Raw genomic sequence first — 17,440 nt, forward strand, 5'->3', positions numbered from 1 at the left:
CAAAGGGCTGCAGGGACGCGGAGGCCGGTCGTGCCGCCGCGCCATCCACAGGAGGAGCCGGACCTTGACTTACGGGAAGAAGCTGCGCGAGCAGATCGCCGGGCCGGGGACCACCCCGCTGATCGGCGTGTACGACATGTACTCGGCGTCGATCGCGGCCAAACACTACGACGGGATGTTCGTATCGGGCTTCGGCTTCGCCGCCTCGTACTACGGCCTGCCCGACATCGGATTCATCGCCTGGCCCGACATGGTGGCCTTCGTCCAGCGGCTGCGGGGCGCGTTCCCGCACCACCATCTCCTCGTCGACATCGACGACGGCTACGTCGACCCCGAGGTCGCCTGCCACGTCGTGGAGGGCCTGGAGCGGATCGGCGCCTCCGGGGTGATCCTGGAGGACCAGAAGCGGCCCCGCCGCTGCGGCCACGCCGACGGCAAGCAGGTGCTGCCCCTGGAGGAGTACCTGGACAAGCTGGAGAAGGTCCTGGAGACCCGCCAGGACCTGGTCGTCGTGGCCCGTACGGACGCCACCGACGAGCACGACATCCTGCACCGCGCGGAGCGGCTCGCCGCGACCGACGCCGACGTGATCCTGGTCGACGGGGTGCGCAGCGAGGAGTGGATCCGCCGGATCCGCAAGGTCGTCGGCGACAAGCCGCTGCTCTTCAACCAGATCGCCGGCGGCAAGTCGCCCCGCCTCTCGCTGACCGAACTGGACGAACTCGGCGTCGACGTCGCGATCTACTCCACGCCCTGCCTGTTCGCCGCACACGAGGCGATGGACTCGGCGCTGAGCGAGCTGAGGTCCGCGGACGGCCGGCTGCCGTCGGTCGACGCGACCAGCGGCGTCGGCGTCAAGGCGTCCACCACCCTGCTGGAGCGCAACATCGCCCGGGAGCGGCTCGACGAGCCCGAGGGCGTGGGCGTGTGACGAACACGGGGGTGCGGCTGCGGGCGGCCGCGGTGGTCGCCGCAGCCCTGCTGGGAGGGGCCGCGGCACCGGCCTGGGCGGGCGGGAGCCTGATCACCGTGCTCGACAACTCCAACGCGGACTCCATCCTGGAGGTGGACCGCACGGCCAACATCCAGGCCGGGAGAGGGACGGCCGGCAGCGACCACGACGGCAGCGCCGTGGACGCGATCCAGGCGCTGCTCGGCGAGCCGCGCCAGAGCGACGACGACTGAGTCACCGGCCGGAGCGGACCGGCCGGTGGGGAACTGCGTGACCGCTGTGGGCGGGTCGCGCAGTTCCTCCCCCAGCCTTCGGCCGGGGGTACCCCCAACGCCCCTGCGGGGCGCCTCAGTCCTCGTTCAGGTCCGGCTGGCCGTTCTCGTCCAGTTCCACGTCCTCCTTCGGGTCGTGCTCGTCGGTCGGCGCGGCGGCCACCACGGCGTGGTGCTGGGCCGGGGTGACCGTCAGGGTCGTGGCCCGGGCGGTGCCCAGGGCCGTGGTCATGGCGGCTGCGGCCAGAGCGCAGGCCGCGGCGGTGCGCAGGGTGAGTTTCATGCCCTGGAAACGATCTTGGGAAGGATGCGGTCACCGTCGTACGGCCGAACGGGCCGCCGGCGCCGCCGTACTCGCCCGCTCCACCAGCCTGGTGGACAGCTCGGTCCGGGTGCCCTCCGGACGGTCCCCGTGCATCAGCCGTACCAGCAGCCGCAGCGCCGTTGCCGCCATCTCCGACAGGGGCTGCCGGACCGTGGTCAGCGGCGGGGTCCCCCAGCGCGCCTCGGGCAGATCGTCGAAACCGACCACGCTGACGTCCGCGGGCACCCGCAGCCCGCGTTCGGCCAGCGCCGCGTACACCCCGAGCGCCATCCGGTCCGAGCAGACGAACACGGCGGTCGGCGGCTCCGGCAGGTCCAGCAGTTCGTGCATCCGCTGCCGGGCCGTGGCCGCGTCGAAGCCCGCGTGCCGGACGTAGTCGGCGTGCGGGCGCAGCCCCGCCGAGGCGAGTGCCGAGCGGTAGCCGGACACCCGGGCGCCGCTGCACATCCGGCGCCGGTTGCCGGCGATCACCGCGATCCGCTCATGGCCGAGGGCGAGCAGGTGCTCGGTCGCGGTGACCCCGCCCTGCCAGTTCGCCGCCCCCACCGAGACCACGCCCGCCGGGGGCTCGTGGACCGGGTCGATCAGTACGTACGGGATGCGGTGGTGGTCCAGCCAGGCGTACTGCGCCTCGGTCAGCTCGGCCAGGTTGAACAGCACCCCGGAGGAACCGCGCGCCGTGAGCTTGTCCAGCCACCCGCGCTCCGGGCGGCCGGCCCGCGTCCGGGCCGGCCCCGCCGACACGACGACCTCCAGACCCGCCTCGTACGCCGCCTCCTCCACCCCGTGCAGCACCGCACCCGACCACGAACTGTCCAGCGCCTGCACGACCAGGTCGATCAGGGTGGGGGCCTTCGTCGCGTCGAACCGCGGTCTGCGGACGTAGCCGAGCCGTTCGAGGGCCTCGGTGACCCGGCGGCGGGTCTCGGGGGCCACGTCGTCGCGGCCGTTCACCACCTTCGACGCGGTCGGCACGGAGACGCCCGCCTCGCGGGCCACCACCGCCAGCGTCGGACCGGCCGCCGCCACACTCGTACCTCCGGCACGGACCATGGGGAACCCGCCTCTCCGGCCCGCCCTTGGGCCAACGAAAGTAACGAAAGTTGCGACCGACGCTGCTTCCGTGGTCTGCGTGCAAGCCGTGCAGTAAGCGCTTCCTACGATAGGTGCGCGTCAACACGGCGTGAAGGCCTGGGAATTCGCGTGATCCGTGACGGCGGGACTTTCGAAACTTCGAACAGGGCGGGCCGGAGTCGTGCGGGTCAGGCGGGCGTGCAGGTGACCCGGAAATCGGTGAAGTCGGCGGTGAAGGAGGCGTCGACGAGGTCCACGGCGTGGATCGCGGCCATGGCCCCGGTGAAGCGCAGGCGGGTGCCGTGGTCGTCGGAGAGGCGGGTGAAGTCGAGGGGCGGGCCGACGGGGTGGCGGGTGCCGCCGGTGAGGTGCCAGAACCGGGCCTCGGCGCGGTGCACGGTGACGCCGAGGGTGAGGGGGGCGGACGCGTCGACGTCCCGTACGGCTTCACGGCGGGTCTCGTGCTCGTCCCGGCTGGTCAGGGCGAGCACGGTGCGGCCCGTGCCGTGACACTGCTGGCCCTGCTGCGACTCGCCTTCGGGCTCCGCCCAGGTGAGGTCCAGGGCGTAGTAGGCCGAGGAGTTGTACCAGAGCAGCAGGCCGGCGGACTGGGTGAAGGCGGACGGGGATGCCTGGAGGGTTACCCGGGCTTCGGCGTGGTGTTCGGTGATGCGGTGGGCCAGGAGGTGGTGGGACCAGAGGGAGTCGGGGCCGTGGTGGCCGCGGAGGCGGAGCCAGCCGGGGCGGGTGGTGGGGTCTGTCCAGGAGGGGGCGGCTGGGGAGCGGAGGCTGTAGGGGGGTGAGTTGTCCGGTGCGTTGTCGGCTGCGGGCCGGTGGGGGCTTGTCGTGCAGTTCCCCGAGCCTCCGAGAGCAGGGTGTTCCCGGGCGGGTACCTTGATGGTGACCGCGGGACGGGTGCCCCCGTGCCGGAGTCTCGGCCAGCCCTCTCCGTCCCACGTCACCGCCTGGATCGCCGTCTCGCGGCCGAGGGGGCACTTGGGCCCCTCCGGCGTCTTCAGCGGGCGTGCCGTGAGGTGGCTCAGGAACCACTCGCCCTCCGGTGTTTCCACCAACTCCGCGTGTCCCGCCTTCTGCAGCGGCCAGTCGGGGGCGTCCCTCGACGTCAGCAGGGGGCGCTCGTCGAGTTCGTAAGGGCCGGTGAGGGTGCGGCTGCGGGCCACCCGCACCCCGTGTGCGAAGCCCGTGCCGCCCTCCGCCAGGACCAGGACGTACCAGCCGTCCCGCTTCAGCAGCTTCGGGCCCTCGATCAACCGGTCGTGCTGGAGGAGGAGGTGCGTGGTGCCCACGGGGGCGAGCGTCTCCCGGTCCAGTTGCGTGGCGACGATGCCCGCGAAGCGCCTGCCGCCCGGGCGGTGGTCGTTCTGGAGGTTGAGGAGCCAGATCCGGCCGCCCTCGTGGAAGAGCGCGGGGTCGAAGCCGTGGCTCGGGACGCGGCGTGGCCGGGCCCAGGGGCCGGACACGTCCGGGGCCGTACTGACGTACGTGTCCAGGTCGAAGTACGGGGTGCCCACCGAGCGGACGACGGAGTACGTCACCCAGAAGCGCTCCCCGTCCCAGCTCAGCGAAGGGGCCCAGATGCCGCCCGAGTCGGGGACGCCGGCCAGGGAGTCGCCGGGGACCGCGCCCTCGACATGGCCCGTGTACTCCCAGTGAGCCAGGTCGCGGGAGCGGTGGATCGGGATCGTCGGGAACCATTCGAAGGAGCTGTTGGCGAGGTAGTACCAGTCGCCGGCGCGGACCAGGGACGGGTCGGGGGCGAAGCCGCGGAGCACCGGGTTGTGCAGCTCGGTCACTTGAGGGCTCCCAGGGTGACGCCCGTCCGCCAGTAGCGGCGCATCGCGATCATCATGACGGCCATCGGGACGATGGAGAGCAGGGCGCCGGTGAGGACCAGGCCGGTCAGGTCGACACCCGATTCCAGGCGTTTGCCGGACCAGTTGTACAGGCCCAGGTTCAGGGTCCAGTTCTCTTCGCCGCGGAGCACCGTGAGGGGGAGGAAGAAGGCGTTCCAGGTGTTGACGAAGGCCAGGAGGAAGACCGTGGCGCCGCCGGTCGTCATCATCCGCAGGACGATCGAGAAGAAGATGCGCACCTCGCCGGCGCCGTCGATGCGGGCGGCTTCGAGGAGTTCGTACGGGACCGTGGCCTCGGTGTAGACCTTCGCCAGGTAGACGCTGAACGGGTTGATCAGGCAGGGGACCAGCATCGCCCACGGGGTGTCCACCAGGCCGATCTTCGAGAAGAGGAGGTAGAGCGGCAGGGTCAGCAGGGCGATCGGCACCAGGAAGGAACCGACCACGCAGGCGAACACCAGGCCGCGGCCCGGGAACTGGAAGCGGGCGAGGCCGTAGCCGGTGGCGAGGGCGATGAGCGTGCCGCCGAGGGAGCCGACTCCGGCGTAGAGGAAGGAGTTGGCGGTCCAGCGCAGGAAGATGCCGTTCTCGTAGGTGAAGAGCTGGTGCAGGTTGGCCCAGAGGTGCCAGCCGGAGAACCAGAGGCCGTTGCTCTGGTAGAGCGCGGTGCGGTCCTTCGTCGCGGCGACGACCAGCCACCAGACCGGGAACAGGCTGTACGCGCTCGCCAGGGCCAGGCCGGCCAGGAGGAAGCGCTGGCCGCCTCGCGAACGGGCCGCGGGATCGGGCTTGTTGATGCGGCGGACGGGACGGGTCCTGGTGCGCTCCTCGGTGAGTGCCATCAGTCGGCCTCCTTCGCGGTCAGCCGGTAGAAGAGGAAGGAGGCGACGCCCAGGATCAGGGCCAGCAGGACCGAAAGGGCGGCCGCGTAGTGGTAGTTGCCCGCGTTGAACGCCTGGTTGTAGATCACCATGATCGGGGTGAAGCTGTCGCTCACCGTCTGCGGTGTGACGTTCCGGAACAGGGCCGGCTCGTTGAAGATCTGGAGCATCTGGATGACCGACAGCATGCCGGTGAGGACCAGCGCGCCCCGGACGTAGGGGACTTTGATGCTCAGGGCGATGCGGCGCTCCGAGGCGCCGTCCAGCCGGGCCGCCTCGAAGAGTTCGCGCGGGACGCCCTGCAGCGCCGAGTAGATGATCACCATGTTGTAGCCGATGCCGTGCCAGGTCAGCAGGTTGCCGATGGACGGCCACACCATCGACGGCGCGAAGAAGTTCCAGTCCAGGCCGAACGCCTTGCCCAGAGGGGTGAGGGGGCCGACGTCCGGGCTGTAGAGGTTGATCCAGACGAGCGCGGCGACCACGCCCGGGATCATGTACGGGACCAGGAGCAGGATGCGGAAACGGCTTGCCGCCCGGGACGCCAGGGTGTCCAGGAAGAGCGCGAGGAGCAGGCTGACCAGCAGCATCACGGGGATCTGCACGCAGGCGAACAGCAGCACGCGCAGGACCGAGTCGAGGAACGCCGGGTCCGTCAGGCCCTGGTGGTAGTTGGCCAGGCCGGAGAACTCGTCGGTGGTGCCGCCGAGGCCGAGGCCGGAGGACTGCGACCGGTAGAGCGACTCGTAGACGGCGTACCCGATCGGGACCAGGTAGAGGAAGACGAAGCCGAGCTGGAAGGGCACCGTGAAGGCGGCGCCCTTCCAGCGCTGGGAGCGGACCATCCGGGCGCCGCCTCAGCCCTTGACGCTGATGCCGCGGGACTTGAGGTCGGCGACCGTCCACTGCTGCATGTGGGCGAGGAGGTCGGTGACCTTCTGCTGCTTGCTGACCACCTTCGCCCAGCCGCTCTGCAGCTCGGTGAACATGGCGGTCCAGTCGGGGCCGAAGGTCCAGTCGGTGGTGACCGTGTTCAGGCTGTCGGTGACGACCTTCTTCGCCGGGTCGTAGTTCGTGCCCAGGAGTTTCTGGGAGACCGCCTCGTCGACGTAGGCGCTGCTGTCGGCGAGGGCCGGCATCACGCCGTTGCCGGTGGTCGGGCTGGCCATCGTCTTCACCGCGCCGGAGTCGGTGGACATCCACAGCGCGGCCTCGGCGGCCTGCTGCTGGTGGGCGCACTGCTTGGTGACGAGGGTGACGCTGCCGGTGAGGTTGGTGCCGGCCGGGGTCTTCGCGGCCTCGCCGGTGAACGTCGGCCAGGGGGCCAGAGCCCACTTGCCGAAGGACTTGGTGAAGTTCTGCACCATGCCGGCCATCTGCCAGGTGGAGATCTGCCGGGTCGCGGTGCCGCCGTCGTCGTAGTTGCGCTGTACGGCCGCGTAGTCGGCGAAGGACAGCGTGGAGTCGAGGCCGTTGTCGATGATCTGCTGGATCACGTCGGCGGCCTTCAGGGTGCCCGCGTCCTGGAAGTCCACTTTCCAGGAGTCGCCGTCGATGGCGTACCAGTGGGCGCCGGCCTGCATGGCGAGCACTTCGAGGGTGCTGGGGTCCTCACCGGCGAAGTTGGTGATCTTGACGCCGTGCTTCTTGAGGACCTTGCCCGCCGCGATGAACTCGTCCCAGGTGGCAGGGGCCTTGAGGCCGTACTTCCGGAAGACGTCCGTGCGGTAGATGGTGAAGTTCGGCGCGGAGCTGGTCGGGACGCCGTACAGCCGGCCCTGGACCTGCGCGGCCGACCAGGAGCCGGAGTTGAACTTGTCCTCGGCCGACCCGACGTACTTCGTGATGTCGGCGAGGGCGCCCTGGGCGACCCAACTGGTCACGTACTCGGCGGTGTTCTGCACCAGGCACGGCGCGTTGCCGGCCTTCACCGCGTTGGTGAGCTGCTTCTGCATGGTCAGCTGGTCGGTGACCTTCGTGTACTTCAGCCGGACGTCCTTGTGGGCGGCGTTGAACGCCTTCACCACGGCCTCCTGGCCGTTCGCCCAGCCCCAGAAGGGCAGCGTGACCGGGCCGGAGGCCGAGTCGGAGCCGCCGGAGCCGGAGTCCGATCCGCCGCAGGCGGAGAGCAGACCTGTCAGCGCGAGGCCCGCGATCGCGGCGCGGACCAACCTGGTGGAGTTCATTGACCGTGTTCCTTCGGAGGTGGGCGCTCTCGGGGAGGAGGGCGGCGGCTCGGCAGTGCCTTAGAAACCGGTTTCCACGGGACAGTAGGACGGCGTTGCCGCTCCCAGCAAGGGGTATGAGTCGGATTCTTTCGATGTGCGGTCGGTCGAACGGCCCGTGAGCAGCAACCGGTACGCAAGGACAACCGGTTGCCGCTGAAGGGTTTTCGAAAGTTCGTCGCGCCTATTGACGACGCTGTCGTACGGGTTGAAGCTCCCCTCACCGCCCATAGCAACCGGTTGCCTAACCGGGCCGACGCCCCGTCACCCCCTTCCAGAGAGCGAGCAGTCCATGCAGACGCATGCCCGTGCCCCGGTCGGCCGGCGCCGTTTCCTCGCGCTCGGCGGCACCGCCGCCGCCACGGCCGCCCTCGGGGGCTGTGCTCTTCCGGTGTCCGGCAGTGTCGGCGGCGCGGGCGAGACCGTCACCGTGATGGTCAAGGCCGAGGACCTCGGCACGGACCTCGTCCGGCAGGCGCGGAAGGATCTCGGCATCCGCATCAACACCGTCCGGTACGACATCACCAAGCTGATCGCGATGATGACCAGCGGCAGCCCGCCCGACCTGGTGCGCGGCGTCGGCGCCGTCGACGCGCCGTATCTCGCGGCCCGCGGGGTGGCCGAGGAACTGGACCCGTACTTCGCCCGCAGCGCCGTCCTGCGGGCCGACGACCTCGACCCGGTCAACGACCTGTGGCGCTACGACGGCCGCACCCAGGGCAAGGGCCCGCGGTACGGCATGGCCAAGGACTTCTCCCAGGACTCCATGTACTGGTACGACACCGCCCTCTTCGACAGCGCGGGCGTCGCCCACCCCCCGGAGACCGAGCCGGTCACCTTCGACGAGTGGCTGGACAAGGCGAAGCGGCTCACCCGCACCAGCAAGGGCCAGACCACCGTCTTCGGCGGCAGCTACAACGGCCTCGGCGCCTCCGTCCTGCTGGCCGGGCTCACCGCCTCGGCCGGCGGCAGCCTCTTCAGCGCCGACTTCTCCCGGGTCGACTTCACCGCTCCCGAGGCCCGCACGGCGCTGGACTGGTACATCGGACTGTGCCGGGCCAAGGTCGGCCCCAGCCTGATCCAGCCCGACCCGAACGGCTGGGACGGCCCCACCTACCAGGCCCGCCGGATGGCCATGTCCAACTCGGGCTACTGGCTGGGCGGCCTGATCAACACCGACAGGAAGCTCGCCGCCGTCTCCCGGCTGGCACCGGCACCGGTCTTCGCGGGCGGCCCGCGGATCAGCTCCTGCCAGGGCGGCACCGGCCTGTGGATGCCGAAGAAGGCCCGCAACAAGGACGCGGCCTGGCGGGTCTTCGAGTGGTTCTTCGGCGAGGCCCCGGCGAAGGCACGCGCGTCCGGCGGCTGGGGGATACCCACCCTCAGATCGCTGCGCCCGCTGATGCCACGCCAGGAGAGCTACCAGAAGGAGGTGCTGAGGGTGCAGGAGGCCGAGCTGGATCACTTCTCGGTGATCTCGTTCACGCCGTACGCCCGGACGGACGCCCTCGACGCCCTCTTCAACCAGGCCGCCCCGGCCGCGATGCGCGGCGAGATGTCCGTCGACACCCTCGCCCGGCGCCTGAACTCGGCCATGAACGAGCAGCTCAAGCGCGGGAAGGAGCAGGTGGGATGAGCGTCGGGCAGATGTCCGCCGCGCGCGGTGCGGCCCGCACGGAGGCGGGCCGGGTACGGTCGCGGGAACGCCGCCGCTCCTCCGTGACCGCCCGCCGGCACCGGGCCTTCTACCTCTTCACCGCCCCCTGGATCGCCGGCTTCCTGCTGCTGACCGTCGCGCCCATGGCCTACGCCCTGTGGCTGAGCCTGACCACCTTCGACGGGCTCTCGCCCCGCTGGCGCTTCGTCGGACTCGCCAACTACCGCGAGCTGCTCGGAGACGCGGTCACCTGGCAGGCCCTCGGCCGCACCGGACTGTTCGCCGTCACCTCGGTCCCGCTCTCGATCCTCGCCGGACTCGCCCTCGCGGCCCTCGTCAACCGGCCCCTGAAGGCACGGGGGTTGTTCCGCACGCTGCTGTACCTGCCGGCCGTGGTGCCCCCGGTGGGAGCGGCCCTCGCCTTCAAGTGGCTCTTCGACCAGAACTCCGGTGCCGCGAACGGGGTGCTGACCGGTCTCGGCTTCGACGCCCTGAACTGGCTCGCCGACCCGTACGCCCGCTACGTCCTGCTGATGACCGTGCTGTGGGCCGCCGGAAACGTCATGATCATCTCGCTGGCGGGGCTCCAGGACATCCCCCGGGAACTCCTCGAAGCCGCCCGCATCGACGGGGCGAGCGCCTGGCGCAGCTTCCGCAGCGTCACCGTACCGCTGCTCTCCCCGGTCCTGCTCTTCCAGACCGTGACCGGGGTGATCGCCTCCGTGCAGACCATCATGCCGCTGCTGCTCACCCCCGACGGCACCACCGCGGGCGTCACCGCCATCCCGCAGTCCACCTACCTCTACATGATGCACGTCTTCGCGGAGTACTTCGCCCTCGGCCGCTACGGCTACGCGTCGGCGCTGCTGTGGGTGCTCTTCGTGCTGATCCTGCTGGTGACCGCGGCCGTCTTCAGGGCCACGTCCGGCGTGGTGTTCTACAACGTCGACCCGGAGGCGAAGAAGTGACCGCCACCCTCCCCACCCCGCAGCCCCGGACCCACGGCCGCCGCCTCGTCCTCTACACCGTCCTCGTGGTCGTCACCGGCCTGTTCCTCGGCCCCTTCGGCTGGCTGGTCCTCACCGCCCTCAAGACCCCCGCCGAACTCGCCGCGTCCCCGGTCCACTGGCTGCCCGCCCACCTCCGGTGGCACAACTTCGCCGACGCCTACCGGCTGATCGACTTCCTCGGCTACGCCCGCAACTCCCTGATCATCGCGACCGTCTACGCCACCCTGGTCACCCTCAGCTCCGCCTGGGTCGGCTTCGGCTTCGCCCGGCTGACCGCACCCGGCAGGAAGACGCTGTTCGGCATCCTGCTCGGCTCGATGATGCTGCCCCAGATGATCACCCTGCTGCCGACCTACCTGATCTTCGCCAGGCTGGGCATGGTCGACACCTACTGGCCCTGGGTGCTGTGGGGCCTGGCCGCCGCGCCCTACCTGGTCTTCCTCTTCCGGCAGTTCTTCGCCGGACTGCCCCGCGAGCTGGAGGAGGCCGCGATCGTCGACGGCTGCGGGTACGCCGGGATCTTCTGGCGGATCTTCCTGCCGCAGTCCTGGCCGGTCCTCACCGCGAGCTTCGTGATCGCCTTCACCTGGACCTGGGGCGACTACATCGCACCCCAGCTCCTGCTCTCCACCGACCGCACCACCCTCGCGGTCGCCGTCATGACCACCTACGTCACCGAGGCCGGACAGCCGGTGACCCATCTCCAGGCCGCCGCCTCCGTGATGTACGTCGTCCCCATCCTGCTGGTCTTCCTCGTCGCCCAGCGCGGCTTCGTCGCCGGCATGTCGACGTCCGGCCTCAAGTAACCAGTTTTGTCGCTCTGTTGACCCAGCCGACTCTGTCGCAAGGAGACAAGAGATGAACACGCCCTTCTCCCGACGCGCCGCCCTGCGGGCCGCCGGAGCCACCGCGCTCGCCGCCGGACTCTCCGGCGGCCCGACCGCCGGCTCCGCCCACGCCGACGCCGGGACCGCCGAGTCCGCGCCGAAGCTGGTCACCTACCCCCGCCCGTCCGCCGTACCGGGCAACACCAGTTTCCAGGTCCGGGTGCGCACCGCCCCCGACGGCGACTGGCAGACCCTGGACGTCTACCGGCCCCAGTTCGAGGAGATCAACCCGGCCACCGGCTCCGGCAAGGTCTACAACTCCTCCCTGGTGTACTTCGACTTCCGGTGCTCCGTCGAGGTCGAGGTGACCTACCTCAAGGGCGGCACCACCAAGGCCCGGGTGAGACCGGACTCCTACGGCATCACGCCCGAACTCCTCGGCGACACCCTGCGGTTCACCCTGGACGAGCCGAAGGACCTCGTCGTCCAGATCAACGACGAGATCTTCGACTGCCTGCACGTCGTCACCAACGGGATCGAGCACCGCCAACCGGCCGCGGACGACCCCGACGTCATCTACTTCGGCCCCGGCGTGCAGACCGTCACCGGCGGTGTCCTCACCGTCCCCAGCGGCAAGACCGTCTACCTCGCCGGCGGCGCCGTCCTCAAGGCCACCGTCTACTTCAAGGACGTGGAGAAGGCCGCCCTCAGGGGCCACGGCATGATCTGGGCCAGCTCCGGTCAGGGCGTGCTCTGCGAGGGCAGCAGGAACATCCGGGTCGAGGACGTCATCATCATGAACCCCGGCAACTACATCGCCACCCTCGGCGAGGCGAAGAACGTCCGTATCAGGAAGGTCCGCGGCTTCAGCTCCAGGGGCAACGGCGACGGCATCGACATCTTCTGCTCCAGCGACGTCCTCGTCGACGGCTGCTTCCTGCGCAACTCCGACGACTGCATCGCCATCTACGCCCACCGCTGGGACTACTACGGCGACACCCGGAACATCACCGTGCAGAACTGCTCCCTGTGGGCGGACGTCGCCCACCCGGTCAACATCGGCACGCACGGCAACAGCGACGCCCCGGAGACGATCGAGAACCTGGTCATCCGCAACATCGACATCCTCGACCACCGCGAACCCCAGATGAACTACCAGGGCTGCATCGCCCTCAACCCCGGCGACTCCAACCTGATCAGGAACGTCCGCATCGAGGACGTACGGATCGAGGACTTCCGCTGGGGCCAGGTCATCTACATGAAGGTCATGTACAACACGAAGTACAACACCTCGGTCGGCCGCGGCATCGACGGCGTCTACGTCAAGAACCTCAGCTACACGGGCACGCACGCCAACCCGTCCCTCTTCCTCGGCTACGACGCCGACCACGCCATCACCGACGTCACCTTCGAGAACCTGGTGATCAACGGGGTCGTCATCGCCGACTCCATGAAGAAGCCGAGCTGGTACTACACCACGGACGAGATCCAGTGGTTCTACAACGAGCACGTGACGAACCTGAAGTTCCTGACCACCGCCGAGGCCGAAGCGGCTGCCGCGTCATGACATCACGCTCCGCTGGGAGGGCCGGGAGGGGTTGTCGGTCGGCTGCGGGTCCGTTCGGGCCGGTCGCGCCCCGCGGCGGAGCCGCTGACGCATACAGCCCCGCGCCCCTTCGGGGCGCTGTCGCCGCCGATTCACAGACGAGTGCGCCGGGTCCGCTCGGCCGCCGGGGCTTCCTCGGCGGCACCGCGGCCCTGCTGCTGGCGACGGGCGCGAGCGGACTGCTCGTGCCCGGCCGGGCGGCGGCCCAGGGCGACACCGCCGCCGGTTTCACCCACCCCGGACTGCTGCACTCCGCCGCCGACCTCGCCCGGATGAAGGCCGCGGTCGCCGCCAGGCAGTCACCGGTCTACGACGGCTACCTGGCGCTCGCGGCCCACGCCCGCTCCTCGGCCGCCTACACCGTGCAGAACACGGGCCAGATCACCACCTGGGGCCGCGGCCCCGCCAACTACCAGAACCAGGCGGTCGCCGACTCGGCCGCCGCCTACCAGAACGCCCTCGTCTGGTCCGTCACCGGAGACACCGCGCACGCCGACAAGGCCCGCGACATCCTCAACGCCTGGTCCGCCTCCCTCGCCGCCGTCACCGGAGCCGACGGCCCGCTCGGCGCCGGACTCCAGGCCTTCAAGTTCGCCAACGCGGCCGAACTCCTGCGCCACACCGGCTACGACGGCTGGAGCGACGCCGACATCGCGCGCTGCGAGGAGTCCTTCCTGCGCGTCTGGTATCCCGCCCTGTCCTGCTACACGCTCTACGCCAACGGCAACTGGGACCTGGCATCCCTCCAGTCCCTGCTGGCCATCGGCGTGTTCTGCGACGAGCCCGCCCTCTTCCAGGACGCACTGCGCTTCGCCGCGGCCGGCGCCGGCAACGGCAGCGTCCCGCACCGCGTCGTCACCGACGCGGGCCAGGGCCAGGAGAGCGGCCGGGACCAGGGCCACGAACAGCTCGCGGTCGGCCTGCTCGCCGACGCCGCACAGGTCGCCTGGAACCAGGGCGTCGACCTGTGGGGCTTCGACGGCAACCGCATCCTCGCCAACGTCGAGTACGCCGCCCGCTACAACCTCGGCGGCGACGTCCCCTTCGTCCCCGATCTCGACCGCACCGGCAAGTACCTCAAGCTCGCCGTCTCGGCCACCTCGCGCGGCACCCTGCCGCCGATCTACGAGATGGCGTACGCCCACTACGCGGGCGTGCGCGGCCTCGACGCCCCGTACACGAGGAACGCCGTCTTCCGCGGCGCCGGCGGCGCCCGGGTCGTCGAGGGCAGCAACGACGACCTGCCGAGCTGGGGCACCTTCGCCTACGCCGGCGCGACGGCGACCGCGCCGAGCGTGCCGACGGCGCCGGCCGGCGTCACGGCGGCGGGGGAGGACCGGTCGGTCACCGTGACCTGGCTGCCGTCGGCGGGAGCCGACTCCTACACGGTGCTGCGGGCGGGCGCCGTCGACGGCCGGTACGAGGAGATCGCGTCCGGGGTCGCACAACCGGCGTACGCCGACCGGCGCGTGCAGGCCGGACGGACCTACTACTACACGGTCTCGGCCGTCAACTCCCTCGGAGAGAGCGGGAGTTCCACGTGGGCGGCGGCCTCCGCGGGGCTCCCCGGACCCTGGGCGTCCCAGGACGTCGGGCAGGTGAAGGTGCCCGGCTCCGCGGTCTTCGACGGCGAGCGCTTCGTCCTGGAGGCGAGCGGCACCGACGACACCTACCGCCTCGTCCACCTGCCCCTGCGCGGCGACGGCACGGTCACCGCGCGGATCGTGTGGCCGCTCAGCTCGCAGTACTCGAAGATCGGCGTGACGGTCCGGGCCTCGCCCGACGCGGCCGCGGCCCACGCCTCCATGCTGGTCCAGGGGCTGCCGCTGCACACCTGGAGCGGGGTGTGGACGGTACGGCCGGCCGCCGGTGCGGCGGTCTCCGCGACCGGCAGCACCCCGGTGCCGCCCTCCCAGCAGCAGGCGATCACGGTGAACGCGGCCTTCCCGCTCTCCGGCCTCGGCGCGCTGCCCGAATCGGCGACACCCCTGGAGGCGCCCTGCGTCGAGGGCGCGGGCGACGGCTACCGGCTGCGGGCGCCCTACTGGGTGCGGGTGGCCCGGAAGGGCTCGCGGTGCACGGGCGCCATCTCACCGGACGGCGTCCACTGGACCGAAGTCGGTTCCACCGACGTCGAGTTGGGGCGGATCGCGTATGCGGGTCTCGCGCTCACCTCCTGTCTCGGTGTCGACGAGGACTACGCCGGGACCGGTACCGGCGCCTTCGACAACGTCAGCGTGACCTCGCCGTCCGGCACGGTGTGGTGCGTGCCGCGCCCCGCCCGCGCCGTCACCGGCCTGCGGGCCGGCACCGGCGCCGACGCCGTCGAGCTGGCCTGGAGCGACCCGGACCCGTCCGCCCGCTACACGGTGCTGCGCGCGCCCCGAGCCGACGGACCGTACCGGACCCTCGCCACCGGCGTCGGCCCGGTCGGCTTCGGCACCCGCGTCCGGTACGCCGACGCGACCGGGGTGCCGGGAACCACGTACCACTACACGGTCGCCAAGACCAACGCCGGTGGCCGTGGCCCGCGTTCGGCCCCCGCCCAGGCGGTCATGCCCACTCCGTCGGTGCCCCGGCTCACCTCCGCCGGCACCGCGTTCGCCAACCAGGGCGTCGGCTTCCGGCATCTGCTGCGGGCCGCGCACGAGCCCGTGCTGTTCACGGCGGACGGACTGCCCGGCGGACTGCGGATCGACCGGCGCACCGGTCTGGTCTCCGGAACCCCCACCGCGACGGGCGAGTTCACGGTCACGACCACCGCGGCCAACGCCTCCGGGACCACGACCGGCACCCTCGCGCTCACGGTCGGCACCGCGCCGCCCGCTCCGTGGACGTACGGGGACCTCGGCGACACCGTGCTCGACGACCGCGCCTTCGGGACGCTGGGCGTGGTCGCGATCACCACGCCGGGCAGCACGTCGTACGACGACGGCACCTTCACGGTGCGGGGCGCCGGCGTCGACCTGAACGTCAACGGTCAGGGAATGACCGGCCAGTTCGTACGGCGGCCGGTCGGCGGCGACTGCGAGATCGTCGCCCGGCTCGTCTCCCGCACCGGCGCGGGCGCCGACCGGGTGGGGCTGCTGATGGCGAAGTCGCCGTCGCCGTTCGACCAGGCCGCCGGAGTCGTCGTCACCGGCGGCAGCACCGCACAGCTCATGCTCCGCAGGACCGTCGCCGGAGCCTCCGCCTTCACGGGCGGCGCGGCCGTCACCCTCCCCGCCCTGCTGCGGCTGAAGCGCGCCGGGACCGCCTTCGCCGCCGCCCTGTCCACCGATGACGGCGTCACCTGGACCCCCGTGGCCGACGGGGAGATCCCCGCCTTCGGCGACGCCCCCTACTACGTGGGCCTGGTGGTGTGCTCCCGCACCCCACTCGCCCTCGGCACCGCGCAGTTCGAAGAGGTGAGTGTCGCACTCACCTGAGCTCCCCCCACCGAAGGAGAACCATCGCGATGAGCCGCCGCGAACAACAACCCCCTGAAACCGGCGGGTTGAACCGCCGTGATGTCCTGAAGTCCGCCGCCGCGCTCGCCGTCGCCGCGTCGGTCGCCGCCCCCAGGGTGGCCGCCGCGGCCCCCTCGGCCTTCACCCACCCCGGCATGCTGCACAACGCCGGTGACATCAACCGCGCCAGGGTGCGGGTCGCCGCCGGCACCGACCCCTGGCTGTCCGGCTGGAACAGGCTGACCGCCAACTCCCACTCCCAGTCGACCTGGACCGACCGGGCGACCGCCACCATCATTCGCGGCGGCGACGGGCAGAACTACAGCCTGCTCTACGGCGACATCGCCGCCGCCTACCAGAACGCCCTGCGCTGGCAGGTCGGCGGCACCGAGGCCAACGCCGCGTGTGCCGCGGACATCCTCAACGCCTGGTCGACGACGCTGACCACGGTCACCGGAAACGCCGACCGGTTCCTCGCGGCCGGCCTCTACGGCTGGCAGTTCGCCAACGCCTGCGAGCTGATGCGCGACTACGACGGCTTCGACCTCGCCGCGGCCCAGGAGATGCTGGCCGACGTCTTCTACCCGCTCAACAACAGCTTCCTGACCAACCACAACGACGCCTGCATCACCAACTACTGGGCCAACTGGGACCTGTGCAACATGGCCTCCGTCCTGGCCATCGGCATCCTCAACGAGGACAGCGCCAAGTACGACCAGGCCGTCGCCTACTTCAAGTCCGGCGCCGGCAACGGCTCGATCGAGCACGCCGTGCCCTACCTGTACACCGACTCCGACGGCTACGCCCTGGGCCAGTGGCAGGAGTCCGGGCGCGACCAGGGCCACACCGTCCTGGGCATGGGCCAGATGGGCGCGGTCTGCGAGATGGCCTGGAACCAGGGCGACGACCTCTACTCCTACGACGACCGGAGGTTCATGAAGGCCGCCCAGTACGTCGCCAAGTACAACATCGGCGACGACGTCCCCTTCACCACCTACACCTGGGGCACCGGCCAGAGCTGCGCCCAGTCGTCCCAGACCGTCGTCTCCGACAGCTCCCGGGGCCAGGTCCGCCCGGTCTGGGCCATGCTCCACTTCCACTACAACCGGCGCCTGTACCTCGACGACAAGTACATCTCCGCCATGTACTACGACCTGGTCGCCCCCGAGGGCGGGGGAGGCGACTACGGCTCCGACAGCGGCGGCTACGACCAGCTCGGCTTCGGCACCCTGATGTACGCCAAGTAGCCGCGGGTATCCGCCCGACCGCCGTGTGTGCCGGAATACTG

14 protein-coding genes are annotated in these 17,440 nt (G+C 70.8%); 8 read left to right on the top strand and 6 right to left on the bottom strand.

All coding sequences use genetic code 11. The features are described from left to right. Positions 1-64 precede the first annotated feature (64 nt). Together ACFZB3_RS00960 and ACFZB3_RS00965 are read left to right on the top strand one after the other, a co-directional pair. Positions 65-931 carry an isocitrate lyase/phosphoenolpyruvate mutase family protein gene (locus ACFZB3_RS00960; RefSeq protein ID WP_391367631.1) on the top strand — a complete coding sequence of 289 codons (867 nt, stop codon included), beginning with the start codon at positions 65-67 and terminating at the stop codon, positions 929-931. Beyond that, positions 928-1,185 (top strand): hypothetical protein, encoded by a 258-nt coding sequence (locus ACFZB3_RS00965; protein ID WP_391367634.1) that lies wholly within the window; start codon positions 928-930, stop codon positions 1,183-1,185. Before ACFZB3_RS00960 ends, ACFZB3_RS00965 begins: the two co-directional genes overlap by 4 nt. Before the next feature lie 115 nt (positions 1,186-1,300). On the opposite strand, the gene ACFZB3_RS00970 is transcribed toward ACFZB3_RS00965, so the two are convergent. From ACFZB3_RS00970 to ACFZB3_RS00995, 6 genes are all read right to left on the bottom strand, one after another. Next, entirely contained in the window at positions 1,301-1,507 is a 207-nt protein-coding gene (locus ACFZB3_RS00970) for a hypothetical protein (RefSeq protein WP_391367636.1), read from the bottom strand. 30 nt (positions 1,508-1,537) lie between these two features. Then, positions 1,538-2,602: a substrate-binding domain-containing protein gene (locus tag ACFZB3_RS00975; protein ID WP_391367638.1), complete on the bottom strand. Its 1,065-nt coding sequence runs from the start codon at positions 2,600-2,602 to the stop codon at positions 1,538-1,540. Between the two features lie 209 nt (positions 2,603-2,811). After that, the gene (locus ACFZB3_RS00980; protein WP_391367641.1) at positions 2,812-4,437 is read right to left on the bottom strand and encodes a family 43 glycosylhydrolase; all 1,626 of its coding nucleotides are present in this window, start codon (positions 4,435-4,437) and stop codon (positions 2,812-2,814) included. Then, positions 4,434-5,339: an ABC transporter permease subunit gene (locus tag ACFZB3_RS00985; RefSeq protein WP_391367644.1), complete on the bottom strand. Its 906-nt coding sequence runs from the start codon at positions 5,337-5,339 to the stop codon at positions 4,434-4,436. Before ACFZB3_RS00985 ends, ACFZB3_RS00980 begins: the two co-directional genes overlap by 4 nt. Next, positions 5,339-6,223, bottom strand: coding sequence for an ABC transporter permease subunit (locus tag ACFZB3_RS00990; protein WP_391367647.1), 885 nt, complete (start codon positions 6,221-6,223; stop codon positions 5,339-5,341). Before ACFZB3_RS00990 ends, ACFZB3_RS00985 begins: the two co-directional genes overlap by 1 nt. A gap of 12 nt (positions 6,224-6,235) precedes the next feature. Then, positions 6,236-7,564, bottom strand: a complete 1,329-nt coding sequence (locus ACFZB3_RS00995; protein ID WP_391367650.1) for an extracellular solute-binding protein — start codon at positions 7,562-7,564, stop codon at positions 6,236-6,238. A gap of 331 nt (positions 7,565-7,895) precedes the next feature. On the opposite strand from ACFZB3_RS00995, the gene ACFZB3_RS01000 reads away from it, so the two are divergent. From ACFZB3_RS01000 to ACFZB3_RS01025, 6 genes are all read left to right on the top strand, one after another. Beyond that, on the top strand, positions 7,896-9,239 hold the full coding sequence (locus ACFZB3_RS01000; protein WP_391367653.1) for an extracellular solute-binding protein: 1,344 nt from the start codon (positions 7,896-7,898) through the stop codon (positions 9,237-9,239). Beyond that, positions 9,236-10,228, top strand: a complete 993-nt coding sequence (locus ACFZB3_RS01005; protein WP_391367656.1) for an ABC transporter permease subunit — start codon at positions 9,236-9,238, stop codon at positions 10,226-10,228. The genes ACFZB3_RS01000 and ACFZB3_RS01005 overlap by 4 nt, the downstream gene beginning before the upstream one ends. Further along, positions 10,225-11,076 carry an ABC transporter permease subunit gene (locus ACFZB3_RS01010; protein ID WP_391367659.1) on the top strand — a complete coding sequence of 284 codons (852 nt, stop codon included), beginning with the start codon at positions 10,225-10,227 and terminating at the stop codon, positions 11,074-11,076. The genes ACFZB3_RS01005 and ACFZB3_RS01010 overlap by 4 nt, the downstream gene beginning before the upstream one ends. 52 nt (positions 11,077-11,128) lie before the next feature. Continuing rightward, positions 11,129-12,664, top strand: a complete 1,536-nt coding sequence (locus tag ACFZB3_RS01015) for a glycosyl hydrolase family 28 protein (protein WP_391367662.1) — start codon at positions 11,129-11,131, stop codon at positions 12,662-12,664. A 224-nt stretch (positions 12,665-12,888) separates the two neighbouring features. After that, on the top strand, positions 12,889-16,131 hold the full coding sequence (locus ACFZB3_RS01020; protein WP_391367664.1) for an alginate lyase family protein: 3,243 nt from the start codon (positions 12,889-12,891) through the stop codon (positions 16,129-16,131). A 29-nt stretch (positions 16,132-16,160) separates the two neighbouring features. After that, positions 16,161-17,399 (top strand): alginate lyase family protein, encoded by a 1,239-nt coding sequence (locus ACFZB3_RS01025; protein ID WP_391367667.1) that lies wholly within the window; start codon positions 16,161-16,163, stop codon positions 17,397-17,399. Positions 17,400-17,440: the final 41 nt, after the last annotated feature.

The sequence above is a fragment of the Streptomyces sp. NPDC008092 genome (assembly GCF_042957285.1).
Classification (GTDB): domain Bacteria; phylum Actinomycetota; class Actinomycetes; order Streptomycetales; family Streptomycetaceae; genus Streptomyces.

What these genes read in the sequence shown, in the direction of transcription:
- ACFZB3_RS01025 (WP_391367667.1), top strand. Translation starts at nt 16,161, where the DNA reads ATGAGCCGCCGCGAACAACAACCCCCTGAAACCGGCGGGTTGAACCGC.
- ACFZB3_RS01015 (WP_391367662.1), top strand. Translation starts at nt 11,129, where the DNA reads ATGAACACGCCCTTCTCCCGACGCGCCGCCCTGCGGGCCGCCGGAGCC.
- ACFZB3_RS00990 (WP_391367647.1), bottom strand. Translation starts at nt 6,223, where the DNA reads ATGGTCCGCTCCCAGCGCTGGAAGGGCGCCGCCTTCACGGTGCCCTTC.
- ACFZB3_RS01000 (WP_391367653.1), top strand. Translation starts at nt 7,896, where the DNA reads ATGCAGACGCATGCCCGTGCCCCGGTCGGCCGGCGCCGTTTCCTCGCG.
- ACFZB3_RS00995 (WP_391367650.1), bottom strand. Translation starts at nt 7,564, where the DNA reads ATGAACTCCACCAGGTTGGTCCGCGCCGCGATCGCGGGCCTCGCGCTG.
- ACFZB3_RS00985 (WP_391367644.1), bottom strand. Translation starts at nt 5,339, where the DNA reads ATGGCACTCACCGAGGAGCGCACCAGGACCCGTCCCGTCCGCCGCATC.
- ACFZB3_RS00975 (WP_391367638.1), bottom strand. Translation starts at nt 2,602, where the DNA reads ATGGTCCGTGCCGGAGGTACGAGTGTGGCGGCGGCCGGTCCGACGCTG.
- ACFZB3_RS01005 (WP_391367656.1), top strand. Translation starts at nt 9,236, where the DNA reads ATGAGCGTCGGGCAGATGTCCGCCGCGCGCGGTGCGGCCCGCACGGAG.
- ACFZB3_RS00970 (WP_391367636.1), bottom strand. Translation starts at nt 1,507, where the DNA reads ATGAAACTCACCCTGCGCACCGCCGCGGCCTGCGCTCTGGCCGCAGCC.